General features: G+C 60.0%; 15 protein-coding genes and 1 tRNA gene. 13 read left to right on the top strand and 3 right to left on the bottom strand.

Features of this window, described 5'->3' with window-relative positions:
- The first annotated feature begins 124 nt into the window (after positions 1-124).
- Positions 125-200: transfer RNA gene (locus AC2CGQ_RS23420), tRNA-Trp, on the top strand.
- A 269-nt stretch (positions 201-469) separates the two neighbouring features.
- Here AC2CGQ_RS23420 and hdfR read toward each other — a convergent pair.
- Positions 470-1297, bottom strand: coding sequence for an HTH-type transcriptional regulator HdfR (gene hdfR / locus AC2CGQ_RS23415; protein ID WP_033631831.1), 828 nt, complete (start codon positions 1295-1297; stop codon positions 470-472).
- 119 nt (positions 1298-1416) lie between these two features.
- Between hdfR and AC2CGQ_RS23410 the strand changes: the two genes are divergently transcribed.
- Positions 1417-1755: a MaoP family protein gene (locus AC2CGQ_RS23410; RefSeq protein WP_033631832.1), complete on the top strand. Its 339-nt coding sequence runs from the start codon at positions 1417-1419 to the stop codon at positions 1753-1755.
- A gap of 27 nt (positions 1756-1782) precedes the next feature.
- Here the strand turns inward: AC2CGQ_RS23410 and AC2CGQ_RS23405 are convergent, their stop codons facing one another.
- The gene (locus tag AC2CGQ_RS23405; RefSeq protein WP_033631833.1) at positions 1783-3306 is read right to left on the bottom strand and encodes a YifB family Mg chelatase-like AAA ATPase; all 1524 of its coding nucleotides are present in this window, start codon (positions 3304-3306) and stop codon (positions 1783-1785) included.
- 341 nt (positions 3307-3647) lie between these two features.
- Between AC2CGQ_RS23405 and AC2CGQ_RS23400 the strand changes: the two genes are divergently transcribed.
- The 10 genes from AC2CGQ_RS23400 (at position 3648) to AC2CGQ_RS23355 (ending at position 14022) form a co-directional block, all read left to right on the top strand.
- On the top strand, positions 3648-4880 hold the full coding sequence (locus AC2CGQ_RS23400; protein ID WP_004929950.1) for an MFS transporter: 1233 nt from the start codon (positions 3648-3650) through the stop codon (positions 4878-4880).
- A gap of 133 nt (positions 4881-5013) precedes the next feature.
- Entirely contained in the window at positions 5014-5112 is a 99-nt protein-coding gene (gene ilvL / locus AC2CGQ_RS23395) for an ilv operon leader peptide (protein WP_013814970.1), read from the top strand.
- A 142-nt stretch (positions 5113-5254) separates the two neighbouring features.
- Positions 5255-6901, top strand: a complete 1647-nt coding sequence (gene ilvG, locus AC2CGQ_RS23390) for an acetolactate synthase 2 catalytic subunit (protein WP_075685519.1) — start codon at positions 5255-5257, stop codon at positions 6899-6901.
- On the top strand, positions 6898-7155 hold the full coding sequence (gene ilvM, locus AC2CGQ_RS23385; RefSeq protein WP_004929955.1) for an acetolactate synthase 2 small subunit: 258 nt from the start codon (positions 6898-6900) through the stop codon (positions 7153-7155). Before ilvG ends, ilvM begins: the two co-directional genes overlap by 4 nt.
- 23 nt (positions 7156-7178) lie before the next feature.
- Positions 7179-8105, top strand: a complete 927-nt coding sequence (locus AC2CGQ_RS23380) for a branched-chain amino acid transaminase (RefSeq protein ID WP_004929958.1) — start codon at positions 7179-7181, stop codon at positions 8103-8105.
- A 107-nt stretch (positions 8106-8212) separates the two neighbouring features.
- Positions 8213-10063 (top strand): dihydroxy-acid dehydratase, encoded by a 1851-nt coding sequence (gene ilvD / locus AC2CGQ_RS23375; RefSeq protein ID WP_015379395.1) that lies wholly within the window; start codon positions 8213-8215, stop codon positions 10061-10063.
- Between the two features lie 5 nt (positions 10064-10068).
- Positions 10069-11613, top strand: a complete 1545-nt coding sequence (ilvA, locus tag AC2CGQ_RS23370; RefSeq protein ID WP_016930473.1) for a threonine ammonia-lyase, biosynthetic — start codon at positions 10069-10071, stop codon at positions 11611-11613.
- 112 nt (positions 11614-11725) lie between these two features.
- Positions 11726-12721: an Ssp4 family T6SS effector gene (gene ssp4 / locus AC2CGQ_RS23365; RefSeq protein ID WP_004929965.1), complete on the top strand. Its 996-nt coding sequence runs from the start codon at positions 11726-11728 to the stop codon at positions 12719-12721.
- Positions 12721-13299 carry an immunity protein Sip4 gene (ssi4, locus tag AC2CGQ_RS23360; RefSeq protein ID WP_021505228.1) on the top strand — a complete coding sequence of 193 codons (579 nt, stop codon included), beginning with the start codon at positions 12721-12723 and terminating at the stop codon, positions 13297-13299. Before ssp4 ends, ssi4 begins: the two co-directional genes overlap by 1 nt.
- A 21-nt stretch (positions 13300-13320) precedes the next feature.
- Positions 13321-14022, top strand: coding sequence for a DUF2461 domain-containing protein (locus tag AC2CGQ_RS23355; RefSeq protein ID WP_015379392.1), 702 nt, complete (start codon positions 13321-13323; stop codon positions 14020-14022).
- 8 nt (positions 14023-14030) lie between these two features.
- On the opposite strand, the gene ilvY is transcribed toward AC2CGQ_RS23355, so the two are convergent.
- Positions 14031-14921 carry an HTH-type transcriptional activator IlvY gene (ilvY, locus tag AC2CGQ_RS23350; RefSeq protein WP_004929971.1) on the bottom strand — a complete coding sequence of 297 codons (891 nt, stop codon included), beginning with the start codon at positions 14919-14921 and terminating at the stop codon, positions 14031-14033.
- 168 nt (positions 14922-15089) lie between these two features.
- Here ilvY and ilvC point away from each other — a divergent pair, with 168 nt between their 5' ends.
- On the top strand, positions 15090-16565 hold the full coding sequence (gene ilvC / locus AC2CGQ_RS23345; RefSeq protein ID WP_004929973.1) for a ketol-acid reductoisomerase: 1476 nt from the start codon (positions 15090-15092) through the stop codon (positions 16563-16565).
- Positions 16566-16603: the final 38 nt, after the last annotated feature.

Below are 16603 nucleotides of genomic sequence, written 5' to 3'. Positions count from 1 at the left end.
CGGTAGTTCAGTTGGTTAGAATACCTGCCTGTCACGCAGGGGGTCGCGGGTTCGAGCCCCGTCCGTTCCGCCACTTATTTAATTATGCCTGCTTTATTAGCAGGCATAATGTTAAGCGAGATTTAGGGGCGTAGCTCAGTTGGTAGAGCACCGGTCTCCAAAACCGGGTGTCGCGAGTTCGAGTCTCTCCGCCCCTGCCATATTAAGAACCCTTTGCGAAAGCAAAGGGTTTTTTTTTACCTATTATCCCTTTCCTTAGCGCGTTATCGTTTTGGAAAAGAGCGCATCGGCTGTTCTATGCTGATGTTTATCTGATCCGAGTTGCTCCATAACCTTTCGATCTTTACCTCCGCAGAGCTCCTGATTCTCCTGCCATTTTGCATTTTCTTCTCTCAGAAGGCGATGGGCGGCTTTTGGCATGATAGACAGCCGAGACCACGGTGGCGGCGTTTAAGGCCGCCATAGCGCTTTAGGCTGCGGTATTTAAAGGTATTTTAAGTAATTGCCGAATCAAAGGTTGTTGATCGCTATTTTGCAACCAGACGGCATACAGTGGGCGGATAATCGGCGGGATCTCGGTGGCGGCCACCAGCTGTGGGTACTCTTTTTCCCAATGGCTGGGCAGGAAAGCGCATCCGCCCGTGGTTTCCAACAGCTGACGCGTCAGGTGAGCGGAGGTGGTGGTAAGCACCGGTACGTTATCACCTTCCAACATGCGGTTTTCCTGTTGGTGGAAGTCGGCTCCCCATTCCAGCTTGATGTAGGGCATTGGGGTCTGTTTGTCACGATAAGCGGATGAGAACAGGCGTAATGAGAAATTGCTCAGCTGCTGGCTGGCCAATTCATCCATCTTCGGCGGTTCAGTGGTGATCAGTAAATCGAGCTGCCTTTCATGCAGTTGTTTTACCAAAGAGTGCCTTAATGCCACCCTGGCTTCTAGCTGCAGCGCCTCGCGTTGTTGATAGAGTGCTTGCAACCAGGGAGTCAGATAGGCCTCCCACAACGAAGCGGTAGCGCCGATCGATAACTCGGTGTGTTGCAGCGAACGCACGACTTCCTTCTTCGCCAACTGCCAGGTGTTCATCAGGCTCTCGGCATAGGGCAGAAGCCGCTCGCCGGCAGGCGTCAGGCGGATGTTATTGCGATGACGGGTAAATAAATTTGCGCCCAACTGGTTTTCTAGCTGACGGATGCGGAAACTGACCGCGGACTGCGTTAAGTACAAGGATTCTGCGGCTCTGCCAAAGTGACGCGTTCTACTGACCTCCAAAAAGGTTTTCAGTAATTCGGTATCCACACCTATCTCCAAAAAAATTTGTCGTTAAGATTTAAATGTTTTGTTTTACACGCTGTCAAGCCTATCTAATACTCCGCGCCATAAACAGCACGGCCATAAGAGAATTAGGAGCGTGTCAGATGGCGGATAGCTTCACCACGACCAATCGTTTTTTTGATAATAAACATTACCCTCGCGGGTTCTCCCGTCACGGCGATTTCACCATTAAAGAGGCGCAATTGCTAGAGCGCTTCGGCTACGCGTTTAACGAGCTGGACTCGGGCAAACGCCAGCCGGTCACTGAAGAAGAACAGCTGTTCGTCGCAGTGTGCCGCGGTGAGCGCGAAGCGGCTACCGAGCAGGAAAAAGTATGGGCTAAATATCTGGCGCGCACACGTCGCCCGAAGAAATTCCATACTCTGTCCGGCGGTAAACCGCAGGCTGACGCAGTAGAAGATTACAGCGACAGCGAAGACTAAAGACTATGGGGCCTGCGGGCCCCATTTTCATTCCAGACTGCGATGCAGTTGTAACAGCAGACGGTCCATACTGCGATAGCCCAGTGCTTCGCTGAGGTGGTGCCTGTCGAGTTCAGCATCTCCCGCCAAATCCGCCAGCGTGCGCGCCACTTTCAAGATGCGCTGCCAGGCGCGAACCGATAACCCCAGCGTGTTTAATGTTGCTTCCAAAAACTCGGCGTCAGCCGCCTGCAAAACGCAATCTCGTTCCACTTCGCGGTTGCTCAACAGCGCGTTGACTTTACCTGCGCGTTCGAGCTGCCGGGTGCGTGCCTGCTGCACCCTTTTCCGTACTTGTTCGCTGCTTTCTCCATGGGTTTTCCGATGACTGAGCGTACCCGGCGGCAACAACGGTACTTCGATAGACAGATCGAAACGGTCGAGAAAAGGCCCTGACAGCCGGGCCAGATAGCGCAACACCTGCTGCGGTGAGGCGCGATTGTGCAATCCCTGATAATGCCCTGTCGGGCTGGGGTTCATTGCCGCGATCAGTTGCACCCTGGCGGGGAAACAGACCTTGGCGTTGGCACGTGAAATCACGATCTCGCCGGATTCCAACGGCTCACGCAGCGCATCCAGTACCTTACGCTCGAATTCCGGCAGTTCATCCAGAAACAGCACGCCGTTATGCGCCATCGAGATCTCGCCCGGTCGCGGCAGTGAGCCGCCGCCGACCAATGCCGCCATCGAGGCGCTGTGGTGCGGTGCGCGGAACGGCCTCTGACGCCATGGTAGAGCGGCGGGAATGTGATGCTGCAAGCTGGCGACCGCCAGGCTTTCCAACGCCTCAGCCTCCGTCAGCGGCGGCAGCAAGCCCGTGAGACGGCTGGCCAGCATGGTTTTACCGGTGCCCGGTGGTCCAATCAACAGCAGGTTATGCCCGCCGGCGGCGGCGATCTCTAATGCCCGCTTGGCCTGTTCCTGGCCGATGATGTCGCGCAGGTCGGCGTTTTCGCACGCGTTGTCCGCGTCGGGGGGCGTGGCCGCCACCGGCAGTTCGCCTTGGCCGAGCAGAAAAGCGCAGACTTCCAGCAGGTGTTGGGCGGTATGGGAGTGCGACTGCGCGATCAGGCCGACTTCGGCGGCGTTGTCCGTCGACAGGATCAATTGTCGCCTGGCGTCAGCCGCCGCCAGCGCCGCCGGGATGGCACCTCTGACCGCGCGCAGTGCGCCAGACAGCGCGAGCTCGCCAAGAAACTCGTAGCGCGCCAACGGCGCGAGGGGCAATTGCTCGGAGGCGGCGAGGATCGCCAGCGCTATTGGCAGATCGTAACGCCCGCCTTCTTTCGGCAGATCGGCGGGCGCCAAATTGACAGTGATGCGCCGGGCGGGAAAGGTGAAACCGCTGTTGATCAGGGCGCTGCGCACCCGATCGCGCGCCTCTTTTACCGTGGTTTCCGGCAGGCCGACCAGCGTCAGGCCGGGCAGGCCATTGCTGATATGCACCTCCACCGTCACGGAAGGGGCCTGAACGCCGATGATGGCGCGGCTATAGATTAACGCCAGTGACATATCGTTCTCCTTGCTGAGGACGACATGATGCGTGATTCATTCTGGCATTGCGCGGCGTTATTGGTGGTTTTTCTAGGGGGTTCGCAGCGTAATTGCTCATTTTCATCGAAGTAAATGAGATTGTGCGAGCCGCCTCGCATCCTGCGGCAATACCCATTAACAATTCGCTGAAGGCTGCAACACATTAGCGGCCCATACACATTGCAATCATAGGGTTAACGGGTGTATTTAACAATTGATTAAAAGAAAAATCACTTCTTTAACAAGCCCCGACCGCCGCCGCATTCTGCCCGGCAGCCGCTAAACCTCCTGACTTCGTACTCTACGGTAGGGATAACACTATGTTTGGTTGGACCCCGCTGCAACGCAACGCGGCAATCGCCAGCTTTTCAAGCTGGACGCTCGACGCTTTCGATTTTTTCGTGCTGGTATTCTTACTCAGCGATATCGCGCAGTCCTTTCACGTCGGTCTGGAACAGGTCACGTTGGCGATTCTGCTCACGCTGGCGGTGCGCCCGATTGGCGCGCTGATCTTCGGGCGTGCGGCGGAAAAATATGGCCGCAAACCGATCCTGATGTTGAATATCGTCTTCTTCTCGGTGTTTGAGCTGCTCTCCGCCGCCGCGCCCTCGCTGACGGTCTTCTTGCTGTTGCGGGTGTTGTACGGTGTTGCGATGGGCGGCATTTGGGGCGTGGCGTCATCGTTGGCGATGGAAACCATACCGGACCGCTCACGCGGCCTGATGTCGGGTATTTTCCAGGCCGGCTATCCGTTTGGTTATCTGCTGGCGGCGGTGGTGTACGGCCTGCTGTTCGAAACGGTCGGCTGGCGCGGCATGTTCGTCATCGGCGCGGCGCCGATCCTGCTGCTGCCGTTTATTTATTATTGCGTGCAGGAGTCGCCGGTATGGCTGGCGGCGCGTGAACGCAAAGAGAGCACCGCCTTGCTGCCGGTGTTGAAGAGCCACTGGAAGCTGTGCTGCTATCTGGTGCTGCTGATGGCGGCGTTCAATTTCTTCTCCCACGGTACGCAGGATCTGTATCCGGTGTTTCTGAAAGTTCAGCACGGTTTCGACCCTAAAACCGTCAGTATCATCGCCATTAGCTACAATATCGCGTCAATTATCGGCGGTGTTTTCTTCGGTTCGTTGTCAGAAAAGATCGGCCGCAAAAAAGCGATCATCATTGCCGCGCTGTTGGCGCTGCCGGTGATCCCGCTGTGGGCGTTTTCCAGCGGTTCGCTGATGTTGGGGATCGGCGCTTTCCTGATGCAGTTCATGGTGCAGGGCGCCTGGGGCGTGGTGCCGACCTATCTGACCGAGCTGGTGCCGGCCAACACCCGCGCGGTGCTGCCGGGGTTCGTGTACCAGCTGGGTAACCTGATCGCCTCGGTCAACGCCACGCTGCAAGCCACCATCGCCGAGCATCATGGGCATAATTACGGTCTGGCGATGGCGATCGTCGCCGGTACGGTGGCGGTGGCGATCGCCCTGTTGGTGTTCTTCGGCAAGGATACGCGCGGCAAGGCGATCACCGACGCGGTAGAAAATCCGGGTATGCGCGCCAACGTGTGAAAGAGGGGCGATTCGCGTGAGGTATGACCAGATTGCGCCGAATAATAACGCAAAAAAAGTGTTGTCATGTCGCGCGCGGCTGTGGTACCTCTGTAAGCATTAGTTCTGAATGAGCACAGTGAACAAACCCATTATGAAAGCCTTTGCCCAAGTGATTAGCCTAGTCGTGATTAGCGTGGTGGTGATTATTATCCCACCGTGCGGGGCTGCACTTGGACGAAGAAAGGCTTAGCAAACAAGCCGGAATCGCAAGAGAACCCCCGCACCGTCAGGTCCGGGGGTTTTTTATTGGCAAGAGAAAAGTGGAGCAAGGGGCAGAGTATGAAAAACAGAACAAAATCCTGCAGTTGTCGAAGAAAGGCGGGGAAATAACCATGAATGGCGCTCAGTGGGTAGTTCAAGCGTTGCGTGCGCAGGGTGTGGATACCGTATTCGGCTATCCGGGCGGGGCAATCATGCCGGTGTACGATGCGTTGTATGACGGCGGCGTGGAACACCTGCTGTGCCGCCATGAACAGGGCGCCGCCATGGCCGCCATCGGCTACGCCCGCGCCACCGGCAAGGTCGGCGTTTGCATCGCCACTTCCGGCCCCGGCGCCACCAACCTGATCACTGGCCTGGCTGATGCGCTGCTCGATTCTGTTCCCGTTGTCGCCATCACCGGCCAGGTGGGTTCCGCGCTGATCGGCACCGATGCCTTTCAGGAGATCGATGTTCTCGGCCTGTCTCTGGCCTGCACCAAGCACAGCTTCCTGGTGGAGTCGCTGGACGCCTTGCCGGGCATCATGGCGGAAGCTTTTGCCATCGCCGCAGGCGGCCGTCCCGGCCCGGTGCTGATCGATATCCCGAAAGACATCCAGCTGGCGCAGGGGGACTTGCACCCGCATCTGATGCCGGTTGACGAAGCGCCGGCGTTCCCGGCGGCGGCGTTGGCCGAGGCGGCCGCGCTGCTGGCGCAGGCGCACAAACCGATGCTGTACGTCGGCGGCGGCGTGGGCATGGCGCAGGCGGTGCCGGCGCTGCGTGAATTTATCGCCGTGACCCGCATGCCGAACGTCGCCACCCTGAAGGGGCTGGGCGCGCCGGATGCGCAAGATCCGCTGTACCTCGGCATGCTGGGCATGCATGGCGCCAAGGCCGCCAACCTGGCGGTGCAGGAGTGCGATCTGCTGATCGCCGTCGGCGCGCGTTTCGATGATCGCGTGACCGGCAAGCTGAACGCCTTCGCGCCGCACGCCAAAGTGATCCACATGGATATCGACCCGGCGGAAATGAGCAAGCTGCGCCAGGCGCATGTGGCCCTGCAGGGTGATTTGAAAACGTTGCTGCCGGCGTTGCAGCGCCCGCTGGACATCGCCGCCTGGCAGCAGCAGGTGACGGCGCTGAAAGCCGAGCACGCCTGCCGCTATGATCACCCTGGCCAGCCGATCTACGCGCCGCTGTTCTTGCGCCAGCTGTCTGACCGCAAGCCTGCCAACAGCGTGGTGACCACCGACGTCGGTCAGCACCAGATGTGGAGCGCGCAGCACATGACGTTCGAGCGTCCGGAGAATTTCATCACCTCCAGCGGCCTCGGCACCATGGGATTCGGCGTGCCGGCCGCGGTAGGCGCTCAGATTGCCCGCCCGCAAGATACGGTGATCTGCGTCTCGGGCGATGGCTCCTTCATGATGAACGTGCAGGAACTGGGCACCATCAAGCGCAAGCAGCTGCCGCTCAAAATCGTTCTGCTGGACAACCAGCGCCTCGGGATGGTGCGTCAATGGCAGCAGCTGTTCTTCGACGGCCGCTACAGCGAAACCAACCTGTCCGATAACCCCGACTTCCTGATGTTGGCCGCCGCCTTCGGCATTCCCGGCCAGCGCATCAGCCGCAAGGATCAGGTGGAGGGCGCCCTCGAGGCGCTGTTCAACACCGAAGGCCCGTATCTGCTGCAGGTCTCTATCGACGAACTCGAAAACGTCTGGCCGCTGGTGCCGCCGGGCGCCGGCAACGAAACCATGTTGGAGGAAATATCATGATGCAGCATCAACTCTCGATCCAGGCGCGTTTTCGCCCCGAAATGTTAGAGCGCGTATTGCGGGTCGTGCGTCATCGCGGCTTTCAGGTTTGTGCTATGAATATGGTTTCCCCGGCCAACGCCGACAGCATCAATATCGAATTGACCGTTGCCAGCCCGCGCCCGGTTGCCCTGTTGTCATCTCAATTAAGTAAACTGATGGACGTCTCCTGCGTCGAGATCCAGCAGCCAACATCACAACAAATACGCGCCTGAGGCGCCGAGAAGGATAAATAACAATGACAAAGAAAGCCGATTACATTTGGTTCAATGGTGAGATGGTTCCTTGGGCCGAGGCCAAAGTGCACGTGATGTCGCACGCGCTGCATTACGGTACGTCGGTATTTGAAGGCGTGCGCTGCTACGACTCGCACTTGGGGCCGGTGGTGTTCCGCCATCGCGAGCATATGCAGCGCCTGCATGACTCGGCGAAAATCTACCGCATGCCGGTTTCGCAAAGCGTCGACGAACTGATGGAAGCCTGCCGCGCCACGCTGCGCAAGAACAATCTGGTCAGCGCCTACATTCGCCCGCTGGTGTTCGTCGGCGATGTCGGCATGGGTGTCAACCCGCCGGCCGGTTATAAAACGGACGTGATTATCGCGGCGTTTCCTTGGGGCGCTTACCTGGGTGAAGAGGCGCTGGAGCAAGGCATCGATGCGATGGTCTCCTCCTGGCACCGCGCCGCGCCGAACACCATCCCGACCGCGGCCAAAGCCGGCGGCAACTATCTTTCCTCTCTGCTGGTGGGCAGCGAAGCGCGCCGCCACGGCTATCAGGAAGGCATCGCGCTCGACGTGCACGGCTACATTTCCGAAGGGGCGGGCGAGAACCTGTTCCAGGTGAAAGACGGCGTGATTTACACCCCGCCGTTCACCTCGTCGGCGCTGCCGGGCATCACCCGCGATGCGATCATCAAGCTGGCGAAAGACATGGGCTTCGAAGTGCGTGAGCAGGTGCTGTCGCGCGAATCGCTGTACCTGGCCGATGAGGTGTTCATGTCCGGCACTGCGGCGGAGATCACGCCGGTGCGCAGCGTGGACGGCATTCAGGTCGGTATCGGTAAACGTGGCCCGGTGACCAAACAGATCCAACAGGCGTTCTTCGGCCTGTTCACCGGCAAGACCGAAGACAAGTACGGTTGGCTGGATCCGGTAAACCCGTAACGACAAGGCTCGCCGCGCAGCGTGGCGGACGACAAGACAGACAAGATAAGAAATATCCAGGCGGTTCGTTCGCCGCCTGCCATAAATACATTTGGAGTGAAAAGAGCATGCCTAAGTACCGTTCCGCCACCACCACCCACGGCCGCAATATGGCGGGTGCCCGCGCATTGTGGCGCGCGACCGGGATGACCGACGCCGATTTCGGCAAGCCGATCATCGCCGTGGTCAACTCCTTTACCCAGTTCGTGCCGGGCCACGTGCATCTGCGCGATCTGGGCAAACTGGTCGCCGAACAGATCGAAGCTTCAGGCGGCGTGGCCAAAGAGTTCAACACCATCGCGGTGGATGACGGCATCGCCATGGGCCACGGCGGCATGCTCTATTCCCTGCCGTCGCGCGAGCTGATCGCCGACTCGGTCGAATACATGGTGAACGCCCACTGCGCCGACGCGATGGTGTGCATCTCCAACTGCGACAAGATCACCCCGGGCATGCTGATGGCGGCGTTGCGCCTGAACATTCCGGTGATCTTCGTCTCCGGCGGCCCGATGGAAGCCGGCAAAACCAAACTCTCCAACCAGATCATCAAGCTGGATCTGGTGGACGCGATGATCCAGGGCGCGAACCCGAACGTCAGCGACGCCGACAGCGAGCAGATCGAGCGTTCCGCCTGCCCGACCTGCGGCTCTTGCTCCGGCATGTTCACCGCCAACTCGATGAACTGCCTGACCGAAGCGCTGGGCCTGTCGCAGCCGGGCAACGGTTCGCTGCTGGCCACCCACGCCGATCGCAAGGAACTGTTCCTCAACGCCGGCAAGCGCATCGTCGAGCTGACCAAACGCTATTACGAGCAGGACGACGAGAGCGCGCTGCCGCGCAATATCGCCAACAAGGCGGCATTTGAAAACGCCATGACGCTGGACATCGCCATGGGCGGTTCGACCAATACCGTGCTGCACCTGTTGGCTTCGGCGCAGGAAGGCGAGGTGGACTTCACCATGGAAGACATCGATCGCCTGTCGCGCAAAGTGCCGCACCTGTGCAAGGTGGCGCCGAGCACGCAGAAATATCACATGGAAGACGTGCACCGCGCCGGTGGCGTAATCGGCATCCTCGGCGAGCTGGATCGCGCCGGCTTGCTGAACCGCGAGGTGAACAACGTATTGGGGCTGACCCTGCCGCAGACGCTGGAGGCCTACGACGTGATGCTGACCCGCGACGAAAGCGTCAAGAAAATGTACTCCGCCGGGCCGGCCGGTATCCGCACCACGCAGGCATTCTCTCAGGACTGCCGCTGGGATTCGCTGGACACCGACCGCAAGGAAGGCTGCATCCGCACCCGTGAGCACGCCTACAGTCAGGACGGCGGGTTGGCGGTGCTGTACGGCAACCTGGCGGAAAACGGCTGCATCGTCAAAACCGCCGGCGTCGACAAGGAAATCCTCACCTTCCGCGGCCCGGCCAAAGTGTATGAAAGCCAGGACGACGCGGTAGAAGCGATCCTCGGCGGCAAAGTGGTGGCGGGCGACGTAGTGGTGATTCGCTACGAAGGGCCGAAAGGCGGCCCGGGCATGCAGGAAATGCTTTACCCAACCACCTACCTGAAATCGATGGGGCTGGGCAAGGCGTGCGCGCTGATCACCGACGGGCGTTTCTCCGGCGGCACCTCCGGGTTGTCCATCGGCCACGCTTCGCCGGAAGCGGCCAACGGCGGCCTGATCGCCCTGGTGCAGGACGGCGACATGATCGCGATCGATATTCCTCATCGCGGCATCCAGCTTGACGTCAGCGAGCAGGAGCTGGCGGCGCGGCATGAGGCGGAACTGGCGCGCGGCGACGCGGCCTGGACGCCGAAAAATCGTGAGCGTCAGGTGTCCTTCGCGCTGCGCGCCTACGCCTCGTTGGCCACCAGCGCCGATAAAGGCGCGGTGCGCGACAAGAGCAAACTGGGGGGATAAGCAGCATGGCGGTCTCTCAACCCCTACCCAGCGCCCCCTGCGGCGCGGAATATCTGCGAGCGGTACTGCGCTCGCCGGTTTACGAGGTGGCGCAAGTCACCCCGTTGCAGGCCATGAGCAAAATCTCTTCGCGCCTCGGCAACACCATTTTGGTGAAGCGCGAAGATCGCCAGCCGGTGCACAGCTTCAAGCTGCGCGGGGCCTATGCGATGATCGCCGGGCTGGACGAAGAGCAGAAGGCGCGCGGCGTCGTGACGGCTTCGGCCGGCAACCACGCGCAGGGCGTCGCCTTCTCCGGTAAACGGCTGGGCATCAAAACGCTGATCGTGATGCCGGTGTCCACCGCGGACATCAAGGTGGATGCGGTGCGCGGCTTTGGCGGCGAAGTGTTGCTGCACGGCGCCAATTTCGACGAGGCCAAGGCGAAGGCGATTGAACTTTCCCAACAGCAGGGCATGACCTTCGTGCCGCCGTTCGATCACCCGACGGTGATCGCCGGGCAGGGCACGCTGGCGATGGAGCTGCTGCAGCAAGACGCGCATCTGGATCGGGTTTTCGTGCCGGTCGGCGGCGGCGGCCTGGCCGCCGGGGTGGCGGTGCTGATCAAACAGCTGATGCCGCAGATCAAAGTGATCGGCGTCGAAGCGGAAGACTCCGCCTGTCTGCGCGCGGCGCTGGATGCCGGCCATCCGGTGGATCTGGCGCGCGTCGGGCTGTTCGCCGAAGGCGTGGCGGTGAAGCGCATCGGCGACGAAACCTTCCGCCTGTGCCGTGAGTATCTGGACGACGTGATCACCGTGGACAGCGACGCTATCTGCGCGGCGGTCAAAGATCTGTTCGAGGACGTGCGCGCCATTGCCGAACCTTCCGGCGCGTTGGCGTTGGCGGGGCTGAAAAAGTACGTCCAGCAGCACAACATTCAGGGCGAGCGTCTGGCGCACGTGCTCTCGGGCGCCAACCTCAACTTCCACGGGCTGCGCTATGTTTCCGAGCGTTGCGAACTGGGCGAACAGCGCGAAGCGCTGCTGGCGGTAACCATTCCGGAACAGCAGGGCAGCTTCCTCAAGTTCTGCCAGCTGCTGGGCGGCCGCTCGGTGACCGAATTCAACTACCGCTACGCCGATGCCGACAACGCCTGCATTTTCGTCGGCGTGCGGCTGACGCGCGGTCACGCCGAACGGCGGGAGATCATCGACGAACTCAACGCCGGCGGTTATCAGGTGGTGGATCTGTCGGACGACGAGATGGCCAAGCTGCACGTGCGCTACATGGTGGGCGGGCGTCCGTCGAAGCCGCTGCGCGAACGGCTGTATAGCTTTGAGTTTCCGGAATCGCCGGGCGCGCTGCTGAAGTTCCTGCAGACGCTGGGCACGCACTGGAACATCTCGCTGTTCCACTATCGCAGCCACGGCACCGACTTCGGCCGGGTGCTGGCGGCCTTCGAGCTGGCGCAAAGCGAGCCGGAATTCGAGCGGCACCTGCAGGCGCTGGGCTACGATTGCCACGACGAAACCGACAACCCGGCGTTCCGCTTCTTTTTGCAGGGATGAGCCGGATTGATAAGCAACCGTGACGCGTTAGTCAGTTTATGGGTTGCATGGTTGTGATTTTGTCGTGCATTTTTATACTGCCAAGACTTCTGACGTATAGGGATGCACGACAATGAAAACCGCTTTTTCTACGCCGTTCGGTTCTCCCGAAGACGATTTGACCAACGCCGAATTTGCCCGCCTGTTGGGCAATGCCGGGGTACAAGAATTCTATCGCGATATTAATCTGCAAGCCTTGCAGGACTCGCTGGACTGCAGCCTCGCTTTTCATGGCGTGGGAATTATTTTTTCCGACGGGCAAAACTCATTTTTAGTCCGCCCGACGCAGCACACCGGTTATTCGAACGCTTCGCAGGTCACGCACGTGGTCATCAGCAAAACGGTGGCTCATACCTCGCGCGTTGCCGCGACCAATACGCTGTCGGAAGCGTTGAGCAAACCCAGCGTCAGCAAAGAGTTGGCCTCGGCCGCGCTGTCGTGCGGAACGCTGCTGGTATCGGTATTTTTACTGGCGTCGGGCAGCGTCGCCGTGCCGTTCACCGGCGGCACCAGCTCTGCGGTGGCTTATCTGGGCTATGCCGGCATGGCCGCCAGCGCGCTGCAGTGCGGCAATGGGCTATACCGTGTCAACAAGCTGTATGACGGGAAAGGCGATGAATTGGCGCAGCTCGACTCTGAGCAGTGGTATATCGCCACCAGCACCGTACTCGATGTGATCTCGCTGGCCAGCGCGGGAGCCGCCCTGAAGGAAGCGACGATGACCTACCGCGCCATGCGCCGCATTTCGGCGCGCAAGGCGACGGAATGGCTGAAAAGCATGCCCCGCAGCGAAAGGAAGCGGCTGACCGAAAACATCATTCGAGCGGAAAATCCGGGGATTTCCAATAACGTCTTGAAAGAAATGGTGAAGAACGGCTTATACCCGAAGCGTTACCCGACGGAAGCGATCCAAAACGGGCTGCGTCAGCAATTGCATTCGGCGCTCAATAACGCGTTGACGTTCGTGGGCAGCGGCATCAGCGGCACCCTGTCTGCGCCGGTGAATGTGAAAACCACCGGGCAGTATTTTGTGGGCATTATGCAGAAATTGCCGCAGATGGTGAGGTAATGGCGGACTGGATGATTAAACGCCTGATCGCGCAGGGCCGGGAGATGGAAAGCCAAATCGCGGCGCGCGATCGCGCGCTTTTCGCCGGCGTGGATGCGCAGCTTGAGCAGCATTTCCTGACGCCGGGCCAGCGGCTGTCACCGCCGGGCGTCGGCAATGTCATGTTGCTGATGGTATGCCTGACGCTGGGGCTGGCGGGCGTAATGGGCCTGGCCACGGACGTGGCGGCCGCCTGGAGCGGCAGGACTTCCGCCGCCGTTCTCATGGGCAGCGGCGCGATCGTGGCGGTGTGGATGACGCTGATCCTGTTCCAACTGGTGCAGGGGAAAAACAGCGGGGTGGTATTGCTGCAATACTATCTTGGCATGCTCGGTCTGTGTTGCCTTGGCGCTGCAGTAGCGTGGGCGACGGGCATGACCGGCATCGCCACCGTTGCCATGTTGCTGGGGGGCGCGGTGGGTGGTGCGCTATTCAGCAATCGGGCGGCGTTCTACCTGTATGTCGCTTATTTTCGCACGCGTCGGCGCGTGTTTATCAAACGCCGTTGGCAGAGGGAAGATCTGCGCAACACCCGATAAATCGTCAGAACGGAAAAGCTTATGACGCAACCTTTCTCCGGCTTTAGTCAGCAGGGCCTGAATTTCCTGCAGCAGGTGCGGATTGAGAATGATAAGGCGTGGTTCGACGGCAACCGCGACATCTACGATCGCGAGCTGCTGGCGCCGTTCCGCGCGCTGGTGGAGCAGCTGGCTCCCGGCATGTTGGCGATCGATCCGCAGTTCGAGACTCGCCCGGCGATCGGCAAAACGCTGTCGCGCATTCATCGCGATACGCGCTTTTCTCATGATAAATCGCGCTACCGCAGCCGCATGTGGCTGACGTTCAAGCGCCCGAGCAAAGACTGGAAAGATGCGCCGGTGTATTTTTTTGAACTGGGGCCGGACATGTTGCGCTATGGGCTCGGCTACTACAGCGCCAACAAGCCGACCATGGATCTGTTCCGCCATACGCTGAGGCAGCGGCCGCAGCCTTTCCTTGAGGTGGCCGCCTGCTGCCGGCCGCCGTTCGAGCTGGTGGGCGAAAGCTACAAGCGCCCGCTGGTGAAGGAGCAGGCGGCGGAGATCGCCACCTGGTATAACCGCAAGTCGTTTGCGGTGATGGTGACCGACAGCGAAGTGGAAAAGCTGTTCAGCGCCGATCTGGCGCCGCAGCTGGCCGGGGCATTTTTGCAGCTTGAGCCGCTCTACCACTGGCTGATGCAGGTAGAGACGATGAAGCAGATCGATCCGGCGGATCTGTAAACCTCGCGTCAGCGGGGATGCAGCAACCGCCAAAAGGCGTCGATCAGCGGATCGCTGAGGCGCTTTTTCTGGACGCAGACCCCCAGCTCGAAGGGTTCGACCATCGAGATGTTATCCAGCTGCGAGATGCGGTTGCGCACCGGCTCCGGGCTGTTATCCACCACCACGCTCGGGATCAGCGCGATGCCGCAGCCCAAAGCGACCATCGACACGATCGCTTCGTGGCCGCCGACGGTGGCGTAAATCAGCGGATTGCTGATGCGGTGGCGGCGGAACCACAGCTCGATGCGTTTTCGCGAAGGGCCGTGTTCCGGCAGGATGAACGGGATCTCGGCCCAGTCGGGCTTGTCGGCAAACGCCTGGCTGCGTACCGCGCAGGGCAGCGCCGGTGCGATCAGCACCAGCGGGATTTCACCGATTTTGGTGAACGCCACGCTGGCGGGCAGCGTTTCCGGCCGGCCGGCGATGCCGAGATCGGCCTCGTTGGACTGCACCTTGTCGACCGCGTCGGCGGCGTCGCCGGTGGTTAGCTTAATTTCTACCAGCGGGTGCTGCGCGCGGAAGCGATCGAGGATCGGCGGCAGGTGGCTGTACGCCGCGGTCACCGAGCAGAACAGCCGCAGTTCGCCGCTCAGCGAAGGGCCGTGCTGGCCGAGTGAGTGCTTCAGCTGCTGATATTGCAGCAGCGTTTGCTGGGCGAATTCTTTCAGCTGTTCGCCGGCGTCGGTGAGCTGCACGGTGCGGTTATCGCGCAGGAACAGCGGCTGCCCGAGGATCTCTTCCAGCCGCTGGATCTGGCGAGAGAGCGTCGACGGGCTGACGTGCATCGCCTTGGCGGTGCGCCCGAAGTGATGGCTTTCGGCCAGATGCAGGAACAGCTTTAAATCACGTAAATCCATATCGATACGCTCGCAGTGAGAGTGTTGCAAAAATTGCAATATCACGTTCTCAATATATCAATTTAAGCAACGCATTTCCTGTTATACATTGAGTTTAACGAATCTCCGCACAGACAGGGCGGGGAATGAAAATAACAATGCAAGACAACATCAAACCGGAGTACCACCATGGCTAACTATTTCAACACATTGAACCTGCGTCAGCAGCTGGCGCAATTGGGTAAATGCCGCTTTATGGCGCGCGACGAATTTGCTGACGAAGCCGGCTACCTGAAAGGTAAAAAAGTGGTGATTGTCGGCTGTGGCGCCCAGGGCCTGAACCAGGGGCTGAACATGCGTGACTCCGGCCTGGATGTCGCCTATGCCCTGCGCAAAGAAGCGATCGACGAAAAGCGCGCTTCCTGGCGCAAGGCGACCGAAAACGGCTTTAAGGTCGGCACCTACGAAGATTTGATCCCGCAGGCGGATCTGGTGGTTAACCTGACCCCGGACAAGCAGCACTCTTCCGTGGTGCGTGCGGTGCAGCCGCTGATGAAAGACGGCGCGGCGCTGGGGTATTCCCACGGCTTCAACATCGTTGAAGTGGGCGAGCAGGTGCGCAAAGACATCACCGTGGTGATGGTCGCGCCGAAGTGCCCGGGTACCGAAGTGCGCGAAGAGTACAAGCGCGGCTTCGGCGTGCCGACCCTGATTGCGGTTCACCCGGAAAACGATCCGAAAGGCGAAGGCATGGCGATCGCCAAAGCCTGGGCGGCGGCGACCGGCGGCCACCGCGCCGGCGTGCTGGAATCCTCCTTCGTCGCTGAAGTGAAATCTGACCTGATGGGTGAGCAGACCATTCTGTGCGGCATGCTGCAGGCGGGGTCTCTGCTGTGCTTCGACAAGCTGGTTGCTGAAGGCGCCGATCCGGCTTACGCCGAGAAACTGATTCAGTTCGGCTGGGAAACCATCACCGAAGCGCTGAAGCAGGGTGGCATCACCCTGATGATGGATCGCCTGTCCAACCCGGCCAAGCTGCGTGCCTATGCGCTGTCCGAACAGCTGAAAACCATCATGGCGCCGCTGTTCCAGAAGCACATGGACGACATCATTTCCGGCGCCTTCTCCAGCGGCATGATGGCCGACTGGGCGGAAGACGACGTGAAACTGCTGACCTGGCGCGAAGAGACCGGCAAAACCGCGTTCGAGAATGCGCCGCAGTTTGAAGGCAAGATCAGCGAGCAAGAGTACTTCGATCATGGCGTGCTGATGGTGGCGATGGTGAAAGCGGGCGTTGAGCTGGCGTTCGAAACCATGGTCGATGCCGGCATCATTGAAGAGTCGGCTTACTACGAGTCGCTGCACGAGCTGCCGTTGATCGCCAACACCATTGCGCGTAAGCGTCTGTATGAAATGAACGTGGTCATCTCCGATACCGCGGAGTACGGCAACTACCTGTTCGCCAACGCAGCGGTGCCGTTGCTGAAGGACTTCATGACCACCCTGCAGGCGGGCGATTTGGGCAAAGCCGTGGCGGGTACGGCGGTGGACAACGCGCAGCTGCGCGACGTGAACGAAGCGGTGCGCAGCCACCCAATCGAAACCGTCGGCCGCAAACTGCGTGGCTACATGACCGACATGAAACGTATCGCCGTTGCGGGCTGATTTTCCGCAAGATAAAAAACAAAAGCCGGCTGCAATGC

It is taken from the genome of Serratia sp. DFXYC6 (assembly GCF_057196085.1).
The sequence above is the reverse complement of the archived record's forward strand: the minus strand, read 5'-3'. Positions and strand labels throughout refer to the sequence as shown.

What these genes read in the sequence shown, in the direction of transcription:
- AC2CGQ_RS23410 (WP_033631832.1), top strand. Translation starts at nt 1,417, where the DNA reads ATGGCGGATAGCTTCACCACGACCAATCGTTTTTTTGATAATAAACAT.
- AC2CGQ_RS23405 (WP_033631833.1), bottom strand. Translation starts at nt 3,306, where the DNA reads ATGTCACTGGCGTTAATCTATAGCCGCGCCATCATCGGCGTTCAGGCC.
- AC2CGQ_RS23400 (WP_004929950.1), top strand. Translation starts at nt 3,648, where the DNA reads ATGTTTGGTTGGACCCCGCTGCAACGCAACGCGGCAATCGCCAGCTTT.
- ilvL (WP_013814970.1), top strand. Translation starts at nt 5,014, where the DNA reads ATGAAAGCCTTTGCCCAAGTGATTAGCCTAGTCGTGATTAGCGTGGTG.
- ilvG (WP_075685519.1), top strand. Translation starts at nt 5,255, where the DNA reads ATGAATGGCGCTCAGTGGGTAGTTCAAGCGTTGCGTGCGCAGGGTGTG.
- ilvM (WP_004929955.1), top strand. Translation starts at nt 6,898, where the DNA reads ATGATGCAGCATCAACTCTCGATCCAGGCGCGTTTTCGCCCCGAAATG.
- AC2CGQ_RS23380 (WP_004929958.1), top strand. Translation starts at nt 7,179, where the DNA reads ATGACAAAGAAAGCCGATTACATTTGGTTCAATGGTGAGATGGTTCCT.
- ilvD (WP_015379395.1), top strand. Translation starts at nt 8,213, where the DNA reads ATGCCTAAGTACCGTTCCGCCACCACCACCCACGGCCGCAATATGGCG.
- ilvA (WP_016930473.1), top strand. Translation starts at nt 10,069, where the DNA reads ATGGCGGTCTCTCAACCCCTACCCAGCGCCCCCTGCGGCGCGGAATAT.
- ssp4 (WP_004929965.1), top strand. Translation starts at nt 11,726, where the DNA reads ATGAAAACCGCTTTTTCTACGCCGTTCGGTTCTCCCGAAGACGATTTG.
- ssi4 (WP_021505228.1), top strand. Translation starts at nt 12,721, where the DNA reads ATGGCGGACTGGATGATTAAACGCCTGATCGCGCAGGGCCGGGAGATG.
- AC2CGQ_RS23355 (WP_015379392.1), top strand. Translation starts at nt 13,321, where the DNA reads ATGACGCAACCTTTCTCCGGCTTTAGTCAGCAGGGCCTGAATTTCCTG.
- ilvY (WP_004929971.1), bottom strand. Translation starts at nt 14,921, where the DNA reads ATGGATTTACGTGATTTAAAGCTGTTCCTGCATCTGGCCGAAAGCCAT.
- ilvC (WP_004929973.1), top strand. Translation starts at nt 15,090, where the DNA reads ATGGCTAACTATTTCAACACATTGAACCTGCGTCAGCAGCTGGCGCAA.